The 15685-nt window shown below is 63.2% G+C and carries 15 protein-coding genes; 8 read left to right on the top strand and 7 right to left on the bottom strand.

The features are described 5' to 3' along the window. Window positions 1–94: 94 nt before the first annotated feature. Entirely contained in the window at window positions 95–379 is a 285-nt protein-coding gene (locus tag ACEWFR_RS08545) for a DNA-directed RNA polymerase subunit L (RefSeq protein WP_374060623.1), read from the bottom strand. Between the two features lie 165 nt (window positions 380–544). Here ACEWFR_RS08545 and ACEWFR_RS08540 point away from each other — a divergent pair, with 165 nt between their 5' ends. After that, window positions 545–2383, top strand: a complete 1839-nt coding sequence (locus ACEWFR_RS08540; RefSeq protein WP_374060752.1) for a rhomboid family intramembrane serine protease — start codon at window positions 545–547, stop codon at window positions 2381–2383. A gap of 339 nt (window positions 2384–2722) precedes the next feature. Here ACEWFR_RS08540 and ACEWFR_RS08535 read toward each other — a convergent pair whose 3' ends face one another. Together ACEWFR_RS08535 and ACEWFR_RS08530 are read right to left on the bottom strand one after the other, a co-directional pair. Continuing rightward, on the bottom strand, window positions 2723–3379 hold the full coding sequence (locus tag ACEWFR_RS08535; RefSeq protein ID WP_374060622.1) for an METTL5 family protein: 657 nt from the start codon (window positions 3377–3379) through the stop codon (window positions 2723–2725). 10 nt (window positions 3380–3389) lie between these two features. Continuing rightward, window positions 3390–3785 (bottom strand): hypothetical protein, encoded by a 396-nt coding sequence (locus ACEWFR_RS08530; RefSeq protein WP_374060621.1) that lies wholly within the window; start codon window positions 3783–3785, stop codon window positions 3390–3392. Window positions 3786–3971: 186 nt separating this feature from the next. Between ACEWFR_RS08530 and ACEWFR_RS08525 the strand changes: the two genes are divergently transcribed. Next, on the top strand, window positions 3972–4154 hold the full coding sequence (locus tag ACEWFR_RS08525) for a hypothetical protein (protein ID WP_098727143.1): 183 nt from the start codon (window positions 3972–3974) through the stop codon (window positions 4152–4154). 77 nt (window positions 4155–4231) lie between these two features. Here the strand turns inward: ACEWFR_RS08525 and ACEWFR_RS08520 are convergent, their stop codons facing one another. Both ACEWFR_RS08520 and ACEWFR_RS08515 read right to left on the bottom strand, forming a co-directional pair. Beyond that, window positions 4232–5263, bottom strand: coding sequence for a hypothetical protein (locus ACEWFR_RS08520; RefSeq protein WP_098727142.1), 1032 nt, complete (start codon window positions 5261–5263; stop codon window positions 4232–4234). A 96-nt stretch (window positions 5264–5359) separates the two neighbouring features. Further along, window positions 5360–6283, bottom strand: a complete 924-nt coding sequence (locus ACEWFR_RS08515; protein ID WP_374060620.1) for a permease — start codon at window positions 6281–6283, stop codon at window positions 5360–5362. A 296-nt stretch (window positions 6284–6579) separates the two neighbouring features. Here ACEWFR_RS08515 and ACEWFR_RS08510 point away from each other — a divergent pair, with 296 nt between their 5' ends. From ACEWFR_RS08510 to ACEWFR_RS08485, 6 genes are all read left to right on the top strand, one after another. Then, a complete protein-coding gene (locus tag ACEWFR_RS08510) occupies window positions 6580–7170 on the top strand; it encodes a response regulator (RefSeq protein WP_374060619.1) in 591 nt (196 codons plus the stop codon). A 157-nt stretch (window positions 7171–7327) separates the two neighbouring features. Then, window positions 7328–8377 carry a diphthamide biosynthesis enzyme Dph2 gene (gene dph2 / locus ACEWFR_RS08505; RefSeq protein ID WP_098727140.1) on the top strand — a complete coding sequence of 350 codons (1050 nt, stop codon included), beginning with the start codon at window positions 7328–7330 and terminating at the stop codon, window positions 8375–8377. Window positions 8378–8629: 252 nt separating this feature from the next. After that, the gene (locus tag ACEWFR_RS08500) at window positions 8630–9397 is read left to right on the top strand and encodes a hypothetical protein (RefSeq protein ID WP_374060618.1); all 768 of its coding nucleotides are present in this window, start codon (window positions 8630–8632) and stop codon (window positions 9395–9397) included. Window positions 9398–9512: 115 nt separating this feature from the next. Next, the gene (locus tag ACEWFR_RS08495; RefSeq protein WP_374060617.1) at window positions 9513–10346 is read left to right on the top strand and encodes an MBL fold metallo-hydrolase; all 834 of its coding nucleotides are present in this window, start codon (window positions 9513–9515) and stop codon (window positions 10344–10346) included. A gap of 70 nt (window positions 10347–10416) precedes the next feature. Beyond that, window positions 10417–12411, top strand: a complete 1995-nt coding sequence (locus tag ACEWFR_RS08490; RefSeq protein WP_374060616.1) for an AAA family ATPase — start codon at window positions 10417–10419, stop codon at window positions 12409–12411. Between the two features lie 79 nt (window positions 12412–12490). Next, entirely contained in the window at window positions 12491–13417 is a 927-nt protein-coding gene (locus ACEWFR_RS08485; protein WP_374060615.1) for a hypothetical protein, read from the top strand. A 33-nt stretch (window positions 13418–13450) separates the two neighbouring features. Here the strand turns inward: ACEWFR_RS08485 and ACEWFR_RS08480 are convergent, their stop codons facing one another. Both ACEWFR_RS08480 and ACEWFR_RS08475 read right to left on the bottom strand, forming a co-directional pair. Continuing rightward, window positions 13451–14764, bottom strand: a complete 1314-nt coding sequence (locus ACEWFR_RS08480; RefSeq protein WP_374060614.1) for a hydroxyacid-oxoacid transhydrogenase — start codon at window positions 14762–14764, stop codon at window positions 13451–13453. Then, on the bottom strand, window positions 14761–15567 hold the full coding sequence (locus ACEWFR_RS08475; protein WP_374060613.1) for an N-acyl homoserine lactonase family protein: 807 nt from the start codon (window positions 15565–15567) through the stop codon (window positions 14761–14763). Before ACEWFR_RS08475 ends, ACEWFR_RS08480 begins: the two co-directional genes overlap by 4 nt. Window positions 15568–15685 lie beyond the last annotated feature (118 nt).

Genomic DNA, 15685 nt, shown 5'->3' with positions numbered 1-15685 from the left:
ACTCGAGTAGAAGAGCAGTACGGAAGGAACGTTCCAGCGCGAAATCGAGCGCCATCCGATCGGCGGTGACCGCAACTGCGGTCGTCGTTCCGGTTCAGGCCGCGGCTTCGAACGCGTCGCGGAACGAATTCGCTTTCTCGCGGACGGTTGCGGCCCCCTCCTCGAGCGCCTCGAGCGGTTCCGCACCACCTTCGGTTTTGATGGTCAGGATCGGTTCGGTCTGGCCGCCCGACTGTTCGGGGTTGACGTCGTAGGTCGCTGCGCTGACATCGTCGTGCTCGAGCAGTGCGCCCTTGAGCACGTTCATGAAGGTGTGGTCCTCGCCAGCGATCTCGATGGACAGTTCGTTCTCCGTGCTCTCGGTGACCCGCAGTTCCATGGCGGATAGTCCGGTCGTCGGCCGCTTGTACCTTTCGAAGCCGACGCTCGTCGCAGTTCGTGGCGGTATTGCTGCCTTGTCTCCGCCGGAGACGCGGCTCGGACCGGAGACACGACGACGTTCTTGATGGCAAACCACTATACGGCCCCGTTCGAACCACGGCATATGCGCTTGCTCGCGGCCCTGCTGGCGGTCGTCGTCACCGCGTCGCTGGTCGGGTCGATCGCGGTCGTCAGACGGGTCCACCGGCCGACGCGGCGCTGGCGAGACATGGCTCGGGAACGGCTCGTGTACGGCGTTCCGTGGGGTTCGCTCGTGGTGATCGCGTTTGTCGTCGCCGTCTATCTGTTCGTCCAGAGCGGGATCGCGGATTTCGACGATCCCGTGACCATTCCCTTCCGCACGTGGTCGTACTTCTATCCGCTCGGACTGGCGACGGCGGCGTTTTCCCACGCCGGCCCCGGTCATCTCATCGGCAACCTCGCCGGGACGGTCGTCGTCGCGCCGCTCGCGGAGTACGCCTGGGGACACTATCCGGACGACCGAGAGCCGAACCGTTCCGACTCGTGGCGCACGAATCCGCGGATACGGGCGTTCGTGCTCTTTCCGCTGGCCGTCATTGGGGTCGGACTGCTGACGAGCCTGTTCGCGCTCGGCCCCGTGATCGGCTTCTCGGGGGTCGTCTTCGCCCTCGCCGGGTTCGCGATCGTCCACTACCCGATCGTCACGATCGTTGGGACCCTCGGCGTCCAGAGCGTCGTTCTGCGGCTCTATTATGCGCTCCAAGAACCGATCAGTGTCTACACTGCCCAGCCGAGCCCGCCGTCTGCCCCGTCCTGGGCCGGTATCGCCATCCAGGGTCACGCGCTCGGGCTCTTCGTCGGGTTCGTCCTCGGCATCGTCCTCCTCGAGCGGCGGGATGTCCGTCCGAACCCGTTCCGGCTCTGGCTCGCCGTGTTGCTGTTTGGCTTCTCGAAGCGGCTGTGGGCGATCTACTGGTACGGAGCCGAGAACACCTTCGTGCTGTTCCAGGGGCCGGGCGTTGCCACCGTCTCGGCGCTCGCACTCGTGGTCACGCTTTCGATGACCGCGTCCGAGCGTCCCCTCATCCCAGCGGAGATTCGGCAGCGATTCGCTCGCTCGGGGGACCGAACGGCGGGAGCTGCCGGTAACGCTGAGCCGTCGGTCGGTCGCTCGCTCGAGTTAGCCGGCGGTGGCCCCAGCGACGGCATCGTCGCGGGTCACGTCGACCGCGTTCGTGAAATCGTCGGCGGAAGTCGACTGAGCCCCGAGTCCGACCGTCTCTCGGATCTGACCCGCAAGGGAGCCGCGTTCCTGACGGTTATCGGCATCCTCGCGATCGTCGCCGGGATGGCCATTCCCGCGAACTTCCTCGTCGTCGACGAGTCGACTGCGTCCTCGGACGCGGCCGTCCAGATCGAGGATTACACCGTCGAGTACGTCGAGGACGTTCCCAACGGGCTCGTCACCGGGATCGGTATCGAGGCCCTCGAGGACGACGAGGGACTCGAGTCCAGCGGGGTGATCGTCGCCAGCGACCGGCGCGAGGTCTGGCTCGAGGCGGTCAGCGCCCAGCGGCTCGCCTTTACCGGCGAGGAGACGGTCTACGTCGGCGGCCCCGGCTGGCGCGAAGCGGTCCACGTCGAACGCACCGGCTGGGAGCCGGTCGGCAACGACGCTGTCTACCAGGTCTGGCTGTGGGAAGACGGGACGGACCGACAGCTCGCACACGAATCCAATGCCTCCCGGGCCGAAGCGCAGATCGCCGGCCGAAACGTGACGGTCGGGTCCGACGACGGGACGTTCGTCCTCGGCGTCGGCTCGAGCGAGACGAATGCCGTCGCGACGACAGCGATCCCCGACGAAAGCGAAACGGTGATGGCCGGCGGACTCACCTTCGAGCGCGACGACGAGACGATCTACGCGGCCGCCGACGGGACGCGGGTCGCGATCGCGAGTCAGGAGACGTACAACGGCTACTGATCTCCGATTTCTCCCTGAACCACGGAACCACTCTGCGGTGGCGCGCGCTGTCGACTGACCGAAGTGAACACGAGGGCAGTCGATGACCTGTGCGAGGTCTTCGCGAACTTCGTGAGCGAATGGCTTGGAAGACGCTTTGTGTCTTCCAGTGGATGAGTGAGCGAACGGGGAGGAACGACCCGTGAGCGAACGAATCGGCTGGGGAGGGTGTGGAAATTCCGTGTTGCCAGCAGTAGCGAAACGCTCGAGGCACTGAGAACCGCTCGAGACACCGGTATTACCTGTGGTGGTACACTCGAGACTCGTCGCTTCTCAACGCTGATCGAGTAGTTTTACCCGTTACTTCCGGGATGGCCACTCGATGCGAAAGACCTCGGCCTCGAGCGTCTCCTGTGCCGCGGTGTGAAACTCGAAGCGCTTCGGAATCGGGAACTCGGCACGGAACGCGTGGGTCACCGACCCGCCCTCGTCGTCAGCGAACGATTCGACGAACGTCTGGCTCCCCTCGTTATGGATCGTATAGGAGACGGACCCGATCTCGCGGGCCGTCTCGAGGAAATCCCGGTCCGCGTGCCGGTTCCCGCGCTGGGCGCCGAAGGGGGGATTCGAGAGCACGGTGGCGTCGGTGAGCGAAAACGGATGACGGGAGACATCGCCGCGGAGCCACTCGATCGAATGCTCTCGGCTGCCACCATCACCGCCACCGCCCACAACCGCCCGCTCGTTCCGCCGAGCAATCTCGAGCGCCCCCGCATCCAGATCGATCCCTGCGACTCGATCACCGCCGGACAGCGAGGCCGCGATCGCGAGCATCCCCGTTCCGGTGCCGAGATCGACGACCTGGCCCTCGAGATCGCCCTGTAGTCCAGCCAGATGGCAGAGATGGGCCGCTAGCTCCGCGGGCGTCAGATACTGTTCCAATCGTGCCGAGGGCTCCGAAAAGTCCTCGATCGACTCGAGTCGACGGGCGAGCGTGCGCCGAGACGGACCGGACATCCCCGGCCGTTCAGTCCTCAACCGAAATCGGTCCCTCGAGTTCGAACGCGAGCCCCTCGCGGTCGGCCCGTTCGGCACACGCCGCCAGCGCGGGTCGGACCTTCGCGGGGTTCGCGACGTCGTCGATGGTGACGGTCACGGTTCCGACGCCGAGGAAGGAGCCGGCGCGCACGTAGCCCCGGATGCGGTCGACTTCCTCCTGCGTCGCGAGCGAACAGTCCTCGTCGAAATACGCCGCGACGGTCAACTCGGCGGGAACCAGCCCATCCGCGGTCAGTTCGCGCTTGAGCTCGCGGAGGTATTCGGGGGCGGTCGACTCGAGCGCAGTCGCCTCGAGGGCGACGGGAGTGGCGTCGGCCGGCTGACACCGGTCGATCGCGGACTCGGGTGACGATGTCGTACTCATTGCTCGGCCATACATGGCTTGCATACAAAAAGGTTGTTGAATACGCAGTAGTAATACATTCGGCTCGATGTGTCGCCGATTGTGACGCCGTTCTCGAGAGGGGGACGATTCCCTCGCGCGAATTCGAACAGTCAATTTCATGATGGGTTCGAATAGAGTTAAGGACACCCCGGCGAAGTTACAGGTATGGACGAGTGTCCACGGTGTGGGGGAGCCATCGAAGAACTCTCGCTTGGCGACGTGTCGACGATCTCGTGTTCCCAGTGTGGGTTCGCAGACATCCCCGTCGAACACCAGCCGACCGGGGAGGACGTCGAGTCCTGGCGAGACGCGTTCAATCGATTCTACGAGGAGTCGGCCGACACCTGAACGCGAGCCGTCGCTTCGCGGTGCTCGAGGCCGAACGAATATCACTCCAAAAAATCCCAATCAGCAGCGCCGACGGGTTACTCGTTTGCGGCCGCCGCTTCGGCTTCCTCTGCTTCCTCCTCGTGGTCGATGTCCTCGTCGGAGCGAGCCGCGACGAGGCCACCACGTGCCACGCTGTACAGCGGTTCGTTCGCGTGCGTGACGCCGCTAATCGAGAACGGAATGTTCGCCTCGTCCAGGTGGTCCTTGAACAGGGCCTCGAAGCCACTGGGACTCGAGGTGCCGCCGGTGACGACGACGGGGACGTCCAGACCTTCCTCGACGTCCTCCTCGTCGACTTCCTTCACGATGTTTTCAATGACGTAGTCGAGCAGGTTCTCGTAGTAAATCGAGAGCGCACCCTCGACGCCGCCGACGTCGGTCGTGAAGTCGAGCTCGAAGTCGTCTTCCTTGATGGAGGTGACCTTGTCGACGGGCGTGCCCGTCGCGCGGGCGGCCTGTTCGTCGACCCAGTCGCCACCGCGGGCGACGGAGAACTTCATGACCGGCACCGCGTAGTAGGAGAGACAGACGTTCGTCATCCCGGCACCGAACGAGATTCCGAGGCCGGTGAAGTTGTTGTCCGCGAGTTCGCTGTAGATGACGGACATCCCCTCGTTGATCGGTTCGGAGTCATACCCCATGTCGTCGAGGAATGACTCGATCGTCTTCTGATGGTAGAGCGTCGAGAGGTCGGAGTCGATCGGATCCGCCGGGGACGAGAAGTAGAGCTTCTCGTCCGGATAGGCGGGCTCACCGACGACCTGCTCGATGATGAGCTTCATCATCGGGATTGCGCTCTGTTCGTCGTTCGAGAGGATCCCGTGTTTCATCGGCCGGCGGGTCTCCTTGTTGAAAATGTTCGCGAAGTTGAGCGCGTCGTCGCCGACGACGTAGACCTTGTCGTCTTTGCGAATGTGGAGGACTTCGCTTCGCGAGAGCATCTGCTCGGCCATATCCGAGTACTCGATCTCTACGAAGGAGTTACGCTGTTGCACGAAAACCGTGTCGTTCCCATCCTGCTGTGCTGACAGGATGTTCATCGTTCCGACGTCCAGGCCTTTAGCCATGTGTTGGGAAGGCCACTGACGGATTATAAATCTATGTGCGAAACTTTCGGAACTGATACTACGATAAAAGACGCTATTTCTTTCCGTAGCCCCGTCTTAATTCCGCTTTACCAGGTTTCGGAAGCGATCGAGCAGATTCGAGAACGGTTTCGTCACCGTCGTGACGGCGCCGTCGTCGTCGGCCGTCGCCAACTCTTCGGCCCGCTGTTGCTCCCGAAGCTCTTTGAGTTTCGCCGTCTGGTCGTCGACGGTCGAACTCGAGGTGGTTTCTTTCGTTTCGCCCCCTTTCAGCCCCTTGAGACCGGCGACCTGCGAGTCGACGCCAGTCGATCGGGTGGTCGTGGTGCCGGCATCGGAATCGATGCTGACATCGTCGAGGGTGTCGCTTGAGAAGTTCAGGCGCTTGTGCTCGGTCTTCTGAACGCCGCCCCACGAGAGTTCGACGCCCTCCATCGCGTTGTCGATATCCTGTTGAATCTCCGCGTCGGTTAGTTCGGACTCGGCGTCATCGGTCTCCTCGTCGGTCACCACCGCTTGCGCTTGCTGTGCCATATCGAGGTAGTGGGCGATCAGTGCCGCCCCCGTCGAGGCGGTAATGCCGGCGAGGCCGACGGCGTACACTGCGACGACCTGAACGGTGTAATCGGCACCGTAGCCGTTCCAGTTCTTCGGATAGACGAAGAGGAAGCCGGTGACCGCAGCGACGGTGATCGCCACGCCGACGATCGACGCGTACAACATCCGCCGTTCCGACGGAAGGAGCGTAACGATCCCGAGCATCACGACCGGGAGGGCCATCATCGCGAGCGCGTACGCGGGACCCACCCACGAGAAGTAGCCGGCGGATCGTGCCTCGAACGTGTTACCCCAGAGAAAGAGCAACAGCGCGACGACTGCCAGTCCGATGCCGCCCAGAAACACCCCGAATCCGACGTAGACGTCGGTTCGATCTTCCGGTTCACCGATGTATCGACGATAGAGGTCGAAGAGATACCCGTCTGGGACCTGTTCCGCTGCCATTAACCCACTGTTTACACTCCAGTACTATGACTGTTGGGACGGGAAACGAACCGAGAATCGGACCGGAAACGGGCCGAACACACCCGTATTTTCCGCGATCGGACCGGTGTAATCGCTTCGACTGCGTGTCGTCGTGGTCCAACTCGAGACGCGCCTGCGCTCCGAGTCCGACGGTCGCGATGGGTTCGACTGTCGCGACGGGTTCGACGGTTCGATCGCCTCTGAACGTGTTACCGATAGTGAATTAGTCCATAGTTTGATATCGGTTGGGTCATGAAGTACTACCATATCGAATTATGGTTGGTGATACGAACACCGTCCTCGTCGCGGACGACGATCCGACCGTCGTCGCTCAGGTGCGATCGTGGCTCGACGATCGCTATCGAGTCGAGACGGCGACGACCGGCGACGAGTTGTTGTCGCTTGTCGGGGACGCAGACGCAGTGTTGGTCGACCGCGATCTCCGGACGGCATCCGGAACTGTCGTCGCAGCCGAGATCGAACGTCGAGCGACGGCACAGACCATGGCGATCCTCTCGAATGACGAACGCGGAGCGGCGGTCCACACGACTGCCGGCGGCTCCCTCGAAAAGCCCATCGAGCGAGCCGCGCTTCTCGAGACCGTCGACCGACTGCTTCGTCATGCTCGATATGACGATCTCCTGGACGAGTGTCTGACACTCGCGGCCGAACGCGGCACGCTCGAAAGCCGGGACGACTTCGAGCCGGACGAGGAGTACGAAACGCTCCAGCGACGACTCGAGGAGGTGTTCACCGCGTTAGACGAACTGGTGGCAACGTTCGACGGCGACGATTTTCGGGCCGAGTTTGCGACGTGCGAGTTGGGGACGCCGACCGAGCCACACCGTGCGAGCGAGCGTCCCTGATCGGGACTCGACGAACCGGTCGAAACTCTACCGGACCGATCGAGCGGATCCGATTTCAGGCGCTGATTCACAGGGGCGCATTCACCGTTATACCCGCCGAATTCGAACCGCTCGGTACAGCGTGCAGTATATACGTCCGTGGGCGTTAGGACGGCCAATGAGTCAGGAGTCGGAGTATACCGAAGGGGACCTTCGGAACACGGGGATGAGCCTCAAGCACGATCGCGAGTGGGACTACGAACTCGAGGAGATCGTCGAGGCGATCGAGGAGCGCGACGCGAAAAAGGTCGGATTGCAGTTCCCCGAGGGGCTGAAGCGACGCGGGCCGGCTGTCGCGGACGACCTCCGTGCGCTGGCCGACGACGACGTGACGTTCATGCTCTCGGGACAGCCCTGTTACGGCGCCTGCGATCTCGATACGTATCTGATGAAGCGGACCGACGTGTTCGTCCACTTCGGACACTCGCCGATGAAGGACACGGACAAGGTGATCTACGTCCCGCTGTTCTCGAACGTCGAAGTCACGCCGATCATGGAGGAATCGCTGGACACTCTCGAGCCCCCCGAGGAGACCGAGGGCGTCGGCCTCGTCACGACGGCCCAGCACATGAACCGCTACGAGGAGATGACCGCGTTTCTCGAGGAGCGCGGCTACGAGGTCCAGAGCCGTCGCGGCGACGAGCGGCTGACCAACGAGGGGCAGGTGCTCGGGTGTAACTACGCGAGCGCGGACGTCCCCGCAGAGCAAGTCCTCTACGTCGGCGGCGGCAAGTTCCACCCGCTCGGGCTGGCGATGGAACATCCGGACAAGCACGTCGTCATCGCGGACCCGGTGAACAACGTCGTTACCGTCGCAGATACGGACAAGTTCCTGAAACAGCGCTATGGTGCGGTTCACCGCGCGATGGACGCCGAGAAGTGGGGTGTCATCTTCTGTACCAAGATCGGCCAGGGTCGCTGGGAGATCGCGCAGGATATTATCGACGACAACGACAACGCCTACCTCATCACGATGGACGAGGTCACGCCCGACCGGCTGCAGAACTTCGACATGGACGCGTTCGTCAACACCGGCTGTCCGCGGATCACGACGGACGACGGCCCGCAGTTCCACAAACCGATGCTCACTCCGGGCGAGTACCGGATCGCCGTCGGCGATGAACCGCTCGATAGCCTCTCGTTCGACACGTTCCACGGTACCTGGTAACGCCACGATAGTCGCGGCTTTTTTCGCGCTTCTCACGCTCGCGGCTTCAGCGATCGATACGACTCGGTCGGGTACGCCGCGAGTACAACCCGGTGAAAGAGTATGTTCTTCGATTTTACCGGAGTAATCCACTACGTCCTCTCCTCAATAGTATTATATCGCTGAATATCGTGCTAAAGAATCGTAATGGGTTACTGATTCCAAAGCAGTTTGGAGCAGTTCTTTTGCACGCTAGTCCCCGACGAGTAGTCAATGAGTAACTCAGCTCCGAGCGGATCCACCGCCGCTACTCGCGACGAGCACTTCGACATCCTCGCTGACGCCTCTCGGCGAGCTGTTCTCGAGATTGTCCGGGAGCGATCGCCCGCGGGAATCGAGAAAGACGATCTTGCGTTCAGGCTCGCGGCAGTAATCTCGGATACCCGGCTCGCTTCGGTCTCCGAGGACGAGCACCAACGGGCGCTCGTCGAGCTGTATCACCGCCTCGTGCCGCAACTCGTGGCTGCCGGCTTCCTCGCGGAGACCGACGACGGATCGGTCGTTCCGGCCGAGCAGTCGCCCTTCGACGACCCCCGTCTCGAGCGGATCGTTTCGGGGAACCACGATGCCGATTGGGAGACGCTCGATGCGGTGTTCCGTGCGCTGGCCGACGAACGCCGGCGGACGGTCCTGTCGGTACTGAGCGATCAGTCCCATCCCATCGGGATCGAAACGCTCGCTCGAGATGTCGCGGCTCGCGAAGCCGAAACGACCGACCGGGAGGTTCCCCGGGACCGCATCGACGATATCGAGGCTTCACTCGTGCACGTCCACCTTCCCCTGCTGGCCGACGCGACGCTCATCGGCTACGACGGCGAGACGGACTGCGTCTCGTACGAGGGCCATCCCGCAGCCCGCGCCGAATGGATCCAGCCTGCAGATGATGTCACGACGACCGACGACGCAGCTGCGGACGGCACGGCGACGACGAGTACGGATGTCCGCACGCTCGAGGGCTGTCGCCCGGAGTTTTCGCGATAGACAGTGACCAGTCCGTTCGAACCCTCGCTCTTCTCCGAATTCCCTCATGCGCCGTCCTCGTCGACCGTCAGCGCAGACGACAACACTTACCCAGTCGGTCCTCGCATCCTCGCATATGATTCAGAGCGACTGGGGAGACTGGCTCGTTCGCGACGTCGAGGAGGCGAACCCGACGGGCGTTGCGATCTGGTATCTCGGCTGTAACGGATTTATCGTCAAAGGCAGCGAGGGAACGACGATCTACATCGATCCGTACCTCGGATTGGGCGATCCGCCGCGAACGGTCCGTATGATCCCCGTGCCGTTCGACCCGGCAGCCGTCGACGAGGCCGATGCGGTCCTCGCGACGCACGAACACACCGACCACGTCCACGGCCCGAGCCAGGCACCAATTCTCGCGAACACCGGTGCGACCTTCTACGCGCCCGACGACAGCGTCGCGGTCGCCCACGAGGATGAGTCCTGGACGGACGAGTGGGACGTGACGAACGACCAGCTGATCGAGGTCGCCGAGGGTGAGGCGCTCGAGATCGGCGAATTCACGGTCCACGTCGAGGTTGCGAACGATCCGGACGCGACCCACCCAGTGAGCTACGTGTTCGAACACGACGCTGGGACCTTCTTCCACGGCGGCGACACGAAACCGACCGACGAGTTCGATCGGGTCGGCGACGAGTACGACATCGACCTCGCGGCGCTCGCGTTCGGCTCCGTCGGGCGGATTCCCGACAAGCAGACCCGCGAGCCAAAGCGAACCCGCTGGTACAACGACGAGAATCAGCTCATCGAATGTGCCGCCGCACTCGAGACCGAACGGCTCCTGCCGAGTCACTGGGACATGTGGAAGGGGCTCACCGCCGATCCGACGGCGCTACACCACCACGCCGCGAGCTTCGACCGTCCCCGGCGACTCGAGGTCGTCGAGATCGGGGACCGAGTCGAGCTGTAGTCCCCATCGCGAATCGGCACCCAGACTGTCCGCACGTTTTATAGTAATGGTATGGTAACGTTGGTCTCATATGAACAGTACCGCCGACACGGACGACACAATCGAGATCAGCGCAGACGGGATCTCCGTCCGGAAGACGTTTGCAGCGGACGAGTTTCCGGTTCCCGCGATCCGGTTCGAGATCGAATCGGACCGTGATAACCCGGTCACGTTTCAGCTTTCCGAGGACATTCCCGAATCGTTCCCGATGGACAAAGTCGGATTCCACCCCGACTATCACAGCGACGACTGGACGGCCTATCAGGACAATCACGTCGAATTCACCGGCGCGCTCGAGGCCGGCGACCAGCTCGTGACGGTCTACGGTATCCAGCTCGACGACGAGAGCCGGGCCGCTGAGTTCCTCACGGAGCCGTTGGTCGTCGAACTCGATGCCGACGATGCCGACGATACCGACGATGACGACGACCGCTCGACCGCCGACGAGGTGGATGATGAGGTCATCAGCAACATCGTGTCCGAGGATCGCAATCAGGCCGTCAAAGACATGATCGCCGGCGACTCGGACACCGTTCCGGGGCTCAAGGACGAGGAGAGCCAGGACGATGTGGCTGTGGCCGACGAGACTGCTGCCGATCCGGCATCGGATTCGGACCCCGAGGCTGACGCGACCGCGGATGCATCGACAGACGAGTCGGCGGCACTCGAGGACGAGTCGGCGGCACTCGATCTCGATCTTGGAGATGTTGATCCCGATCCGGAGCCGGTAGACATCGAATCGGACGACGAGGACGACGAGACACCGGATATCGATCTCGGCTTCGAGGAAGAAGAGATTCCGGAACCCGCAGACGATGACGGAAGCGAGGCGGAGGATGACGAACTTGGCGTCGACCTCGATCTCGAGGCGGACGACGAACCGGCCGACGAGGGGGACGATGCGGACGAACCCGAGATCGACCTCGATCTCGAGGCCGACGCGGCGCCCGACGAATCCAAGGACGACCACGCTACGGAGACCGACGCGACGATCGAGACGGACGCTGACGAGGCAACCGCCGAGGACGAACCGACCGACGGTGACGCCGAACCGATAGCCGAGGACGAACCGACTACCGAGGACGCTGAACCGATAGCCGAGGACGCCGAACCGACTACCGAGGACGCTGAACCGACCGACGGTGACGCCGAACCGATAGCCGAGGACGCCGAACCGACTGCCGAGGACGACGAGTCGACTGCGACGGTCGACGACGAGGAGTCCGTGACCGACACCGAAGCCGCGGACGACTCACTCGAGACGGCTGATACCGAGCCCGAGACGCCAGCCGCGGACGACGAACTGGCCGCGGACGACGAACCGGCTACTGAAGACGAATCCGACGAGTTAGACGAGACGGCCAGCGAATCCGACGATACTGCCGAACCAACTGCCACAGCCCCGAACGCCGGACCCGAATTCGACGGGTCGATTGCGGCCCGGCTCGCAGCCGAAATTCGCGACGGGACGGTCGACGATGACGATCTCGAGACAATCCAGTCCGAACTCGATCTCGAGCCCGCTGGCCCGGAGATCGCGAAAGTCGAACACCTCCAGACCCGTGTCGAGGAGGTCACCGCCTACACCGACGCGCTCGAGACGTTCCTCGAGGAGAACGGCACCGGCGCACAGCTCATCGAGGAGCTCCAGACCGATCTCGAGGGGCTCGAGGATGACCTCGCGTCGATGGACGATCGACTCGCCGGGACGGACTCGCGGGTCGACGAACTCGACGACGATATCGCGGATCTCTCCGACTGGAACGCCGATCTCGAGTCGGACATTGGCGGCGTCGCGGACGACGTCGACGAACTCGACGATACCGTCGACGATCTGACCGACGACGTCGAGGAGATCGATACCGATGTCGCCGACCTCGAAGACGACCTCGAGGGGGCCGAAAGCGAGATCGAGCGCGTCGAAGACGACCTCGAGACGGTCGCAGAGGACCTCGAGGACGTGCAGGCGGACGTCACGGACATCCAAGAGTGGCGCGACCAGCTCGGTTCGATGTTTTCGGACTGAGTTCGGACCGCAACGGCATCGGGCCATCACTGTTCTTGAAACACAACTCGTTTATCTATCGCCAGTAGAGAGTCGGTCGATGGGCGAGACGATACCGATCGCTGTGCCACGAAAGGGGCGACCGCTCGAGTCGGTGCTCGACCGAATCGCAGGTCGCCTCGATGTCCCCGAACTCGCGGACGGCATCACGTCGACGCTCCGCCACGAGAAGGCGGTCACGAAAGACAGCGTCGATCCCGAAGAGGAGGATGTCTACCATCGTCTCGCCGACTACAGCACCGTCGACGATCCGACCGAACCCGAGTACACGCTGTTACGGGATGACCGCGCCGGAAAGCCGCGGCGAATCGTCTTCGACAGCGTCACGATCCCGCTCGCGGGTGTCGAGGGCGCACCCGACGACGCGGCGATCCAGCTCGTGGGTCGCGAGGAGCCGTTCCGATCGCTTCGGACCCACGAATTCGCGCTCGGCTTCGACAGCGCCGATCTCGTCCTCGAGGAGGTCGTCGAACTCCGACCGGAGCCGCTCAACCGAATCGCTGACATAAACGCCCGAATCGATCCCTCTGACACTGACGTCCAGGTCGTCACGGGGCTCGGCGACACCGTTTACCACACACTGTTGGCCACGCCCGACGTCGTCCCGTCCACCGAATCGGTCGATCGAGACTTCCTCGAGACCTACGAGGGGCCGCTCTGTATCGAACCCAGATACGAACGACTCGTTCAGGCGGTGCTCGGAACGCGAACGCTCGACGGCGTCGAATTCCGCTACCCCGATGAGGGCCGCGAGGAGGAAGCTGCCATCGCCGACGCGGGGCTTGGCGTCTACCTAACCGTCACCGGCTCGACCGCCCGCGATCACGGCCTCCTGCTCGGCGAGCAACTGTTCCCGAGCGAAACGGTGTTGCTCGAGAACGCGGCGGAGACCACCGAGACGGTCGAGTTCGTTCGATCGCTGCTGGACGGGGCCGACCTCGAGACGGAACTCGCGGTCGGCCGATAAGGTCCGATAGCAGTTCCGGCTTCCTCCAATAGACTACTCCCAGTTGTGTAGCGAGTCGCGGAAGATTTCCGCGACATCGTCTTTCGTCACCGGACGCGGATTACACCGAAGCAGCCGTTGCTGGGTGTCGACCGTCTGCTCGGCCAGCCAGTCGATCTCGTCTTCGGTGACGCCGGCGAGTTCGTGGAGGCCGCTCGGCAGGACGTTCAGATCCCGCTGGAGGGCGACGAACTCCTCACGGGCGCGATCGGCGGCCGCCCGGGTGCCCAACCCGTCCGTATTCGCGCCGAGCATCTCCGCGATGTCCGCGAAGCGGTCGGGATCGCTTGCGACGTTGTATCCGAGCGTGCTCGCCGGCGTGAGGGCGGCGATGGTCTCCCCATGGTACGTGTGGTACTTGTTCCCCACCGGATACGCCATCGCGTGACAGAGGCTCGCGCCGGCCGTCAACCCGGCGATCGCACCGTACAGCGCACCCTTCAACATCGCCTCGCGAGCCTCGAGGTCGTCGCCGTTGTTGACCGCCCGTCGCACGTTGCTCGAGAGGAGGTCGATCGCCGTCTCGCTGAACAGTTCGGTGAATCCGGTTCGGCCGGCATACACCGGGCGATTCGCGGGCTCTTCGGGACGAAGTAGCTCGTCGTATCGGTGAGTCGTGTACCCCTCGATGGCGTGACCGAGCGCGTCCATCGCCGTCTTCGCGGTGAGGTCCGGTGGAAGCGACGTGGTCAGCGTCGGATCGAGCACCGCCGCGTCGGCCCGCACGTTGTTGCTCGAGATTCCCTCTTTGATGTCTTTCTCGGCGACAGAGAGGATCGCGACTGGCGAGATTTCCGACCCCGTCCCCGCCGTCGTCGGGAGTAAGACGAGAGGCGGTCCCGAATCCGTCAAGTCCTCGCCGGAGCCGGTCGGCTCGGCCACGTAATCGAGGATCTCGCCGCCGTTGGCGACGACCGCGCGCGTCGTCTTCGCGGTGTCGAGACAGCTTCCGCCACCGAGCCCGACGTAGAAGTCGTAGCCGTCTTCGCCCATCTCCTCGCGGACGAACGAGATGCAGTCCTCGACGGCTTCGATCGAGGGTTCGCGTTCCGAGTCGTCGTAGACATCGATGTCGAACCCCTCGTCCTCGACGTGGTCGGCGACCCGCCCCGCGTGGCCGATCTCGGCCAGGGTTTCGTCGGTCACGATCAGTCCGCGCGCGTCCCCGTCGACACCCAGGTCCGCGAGCTGGAATCCGAGTTCCCTGACCGCGCCGCGGCCGACGCGAATCTGTGGCATCTGGACGTGCCAGACGGTCTCCGGGGTGAGTTCGTGCGGGTTGGCGGAGACCGACCGGTCGTAGCTCACAGCCCCCACCCCGGCTGCATGGCCTCGAACTGTTCGGGATCGTGTCCGTAGACGATCTCTGCGTCGTGACGCCGCTCGAGTTCCTGAATCCGGCGGAGACTGTCGAACCACTCGGTCTTCCCCCAGAGGAGGTTCGCTCCGAGCGGGATCTCTGCCTCGAAGTTGTCGGCCATGTAGACCTGGTCGCCGGTGAACACGATCGTCCCCTCGCCGTCGAGGTGGATCATCGTCCCGGTGAGTCCGGGGGTGTGCCCCGGGAAGCGGACGAACGCCAGATCCTCGAAGTGTCGCTCGCGGTCCTGATGTAGCACGTGCCAGTTCAGGTCGTGATCGAAGTCCTCGAGGATGTACGCACCGCTGCCCTCGTCGGTCTTGGCGCTGTAGTAGGCGTACTTAAGTTCCGTCTCGTGGACAAAGACCGGGACATCCGTCCCGTCGAAGAACTCCAAGCCGCCGGCGTGGTCGAGGTGCAGGTGGGTCTGGAAGACGTAATCGATGTCGTCGATTCCGAATCCGGCCTCGTTCAGGTCGTCGTCGAGGCGATGCTCGTGGGCGTCGTAGGGATAAAACGCCTGTAACAATCCTTCGGGCCAGTGTCCCTCGAGGGCGTCGTGATGGGATCCGGTGTCCCAGAGGATCGTCCCCTCGGGGTGATCGATGACGAGACTCCAGACCGGGATTTCGCCGTAGTCGATGTCGGGATTCGGCTCGTCGTGCGTGCCGAGCACGTGGCCCTCCATCATGTAGTTCATGTCGACATCGAGACTGCCGCGATCGAGTACGTGAATGCTAGCGTCTACCATATGACACCACAGGTAAACGCCAACACAACGGCTAATAACGTTTCGGGAGGTGTATCGCTGTTAGTAACCGTTCGACGGTTGCAAGACTGCTATCCCGACGAAACCAGTCGCTCCCATG

Origin of the sequence: Natrinema sp. H-ect4 (assembly GCF_041894845.1) — an archaeon.
Classification (GTDB): domain Archaea; phylum Halobacteriota; class Halobacteria; order Halobacteriales; family Natrialbaceae; genus Natrinema.
This window is presented reverse-complemented; position numbering and strand designations above follow the sequence as displayed.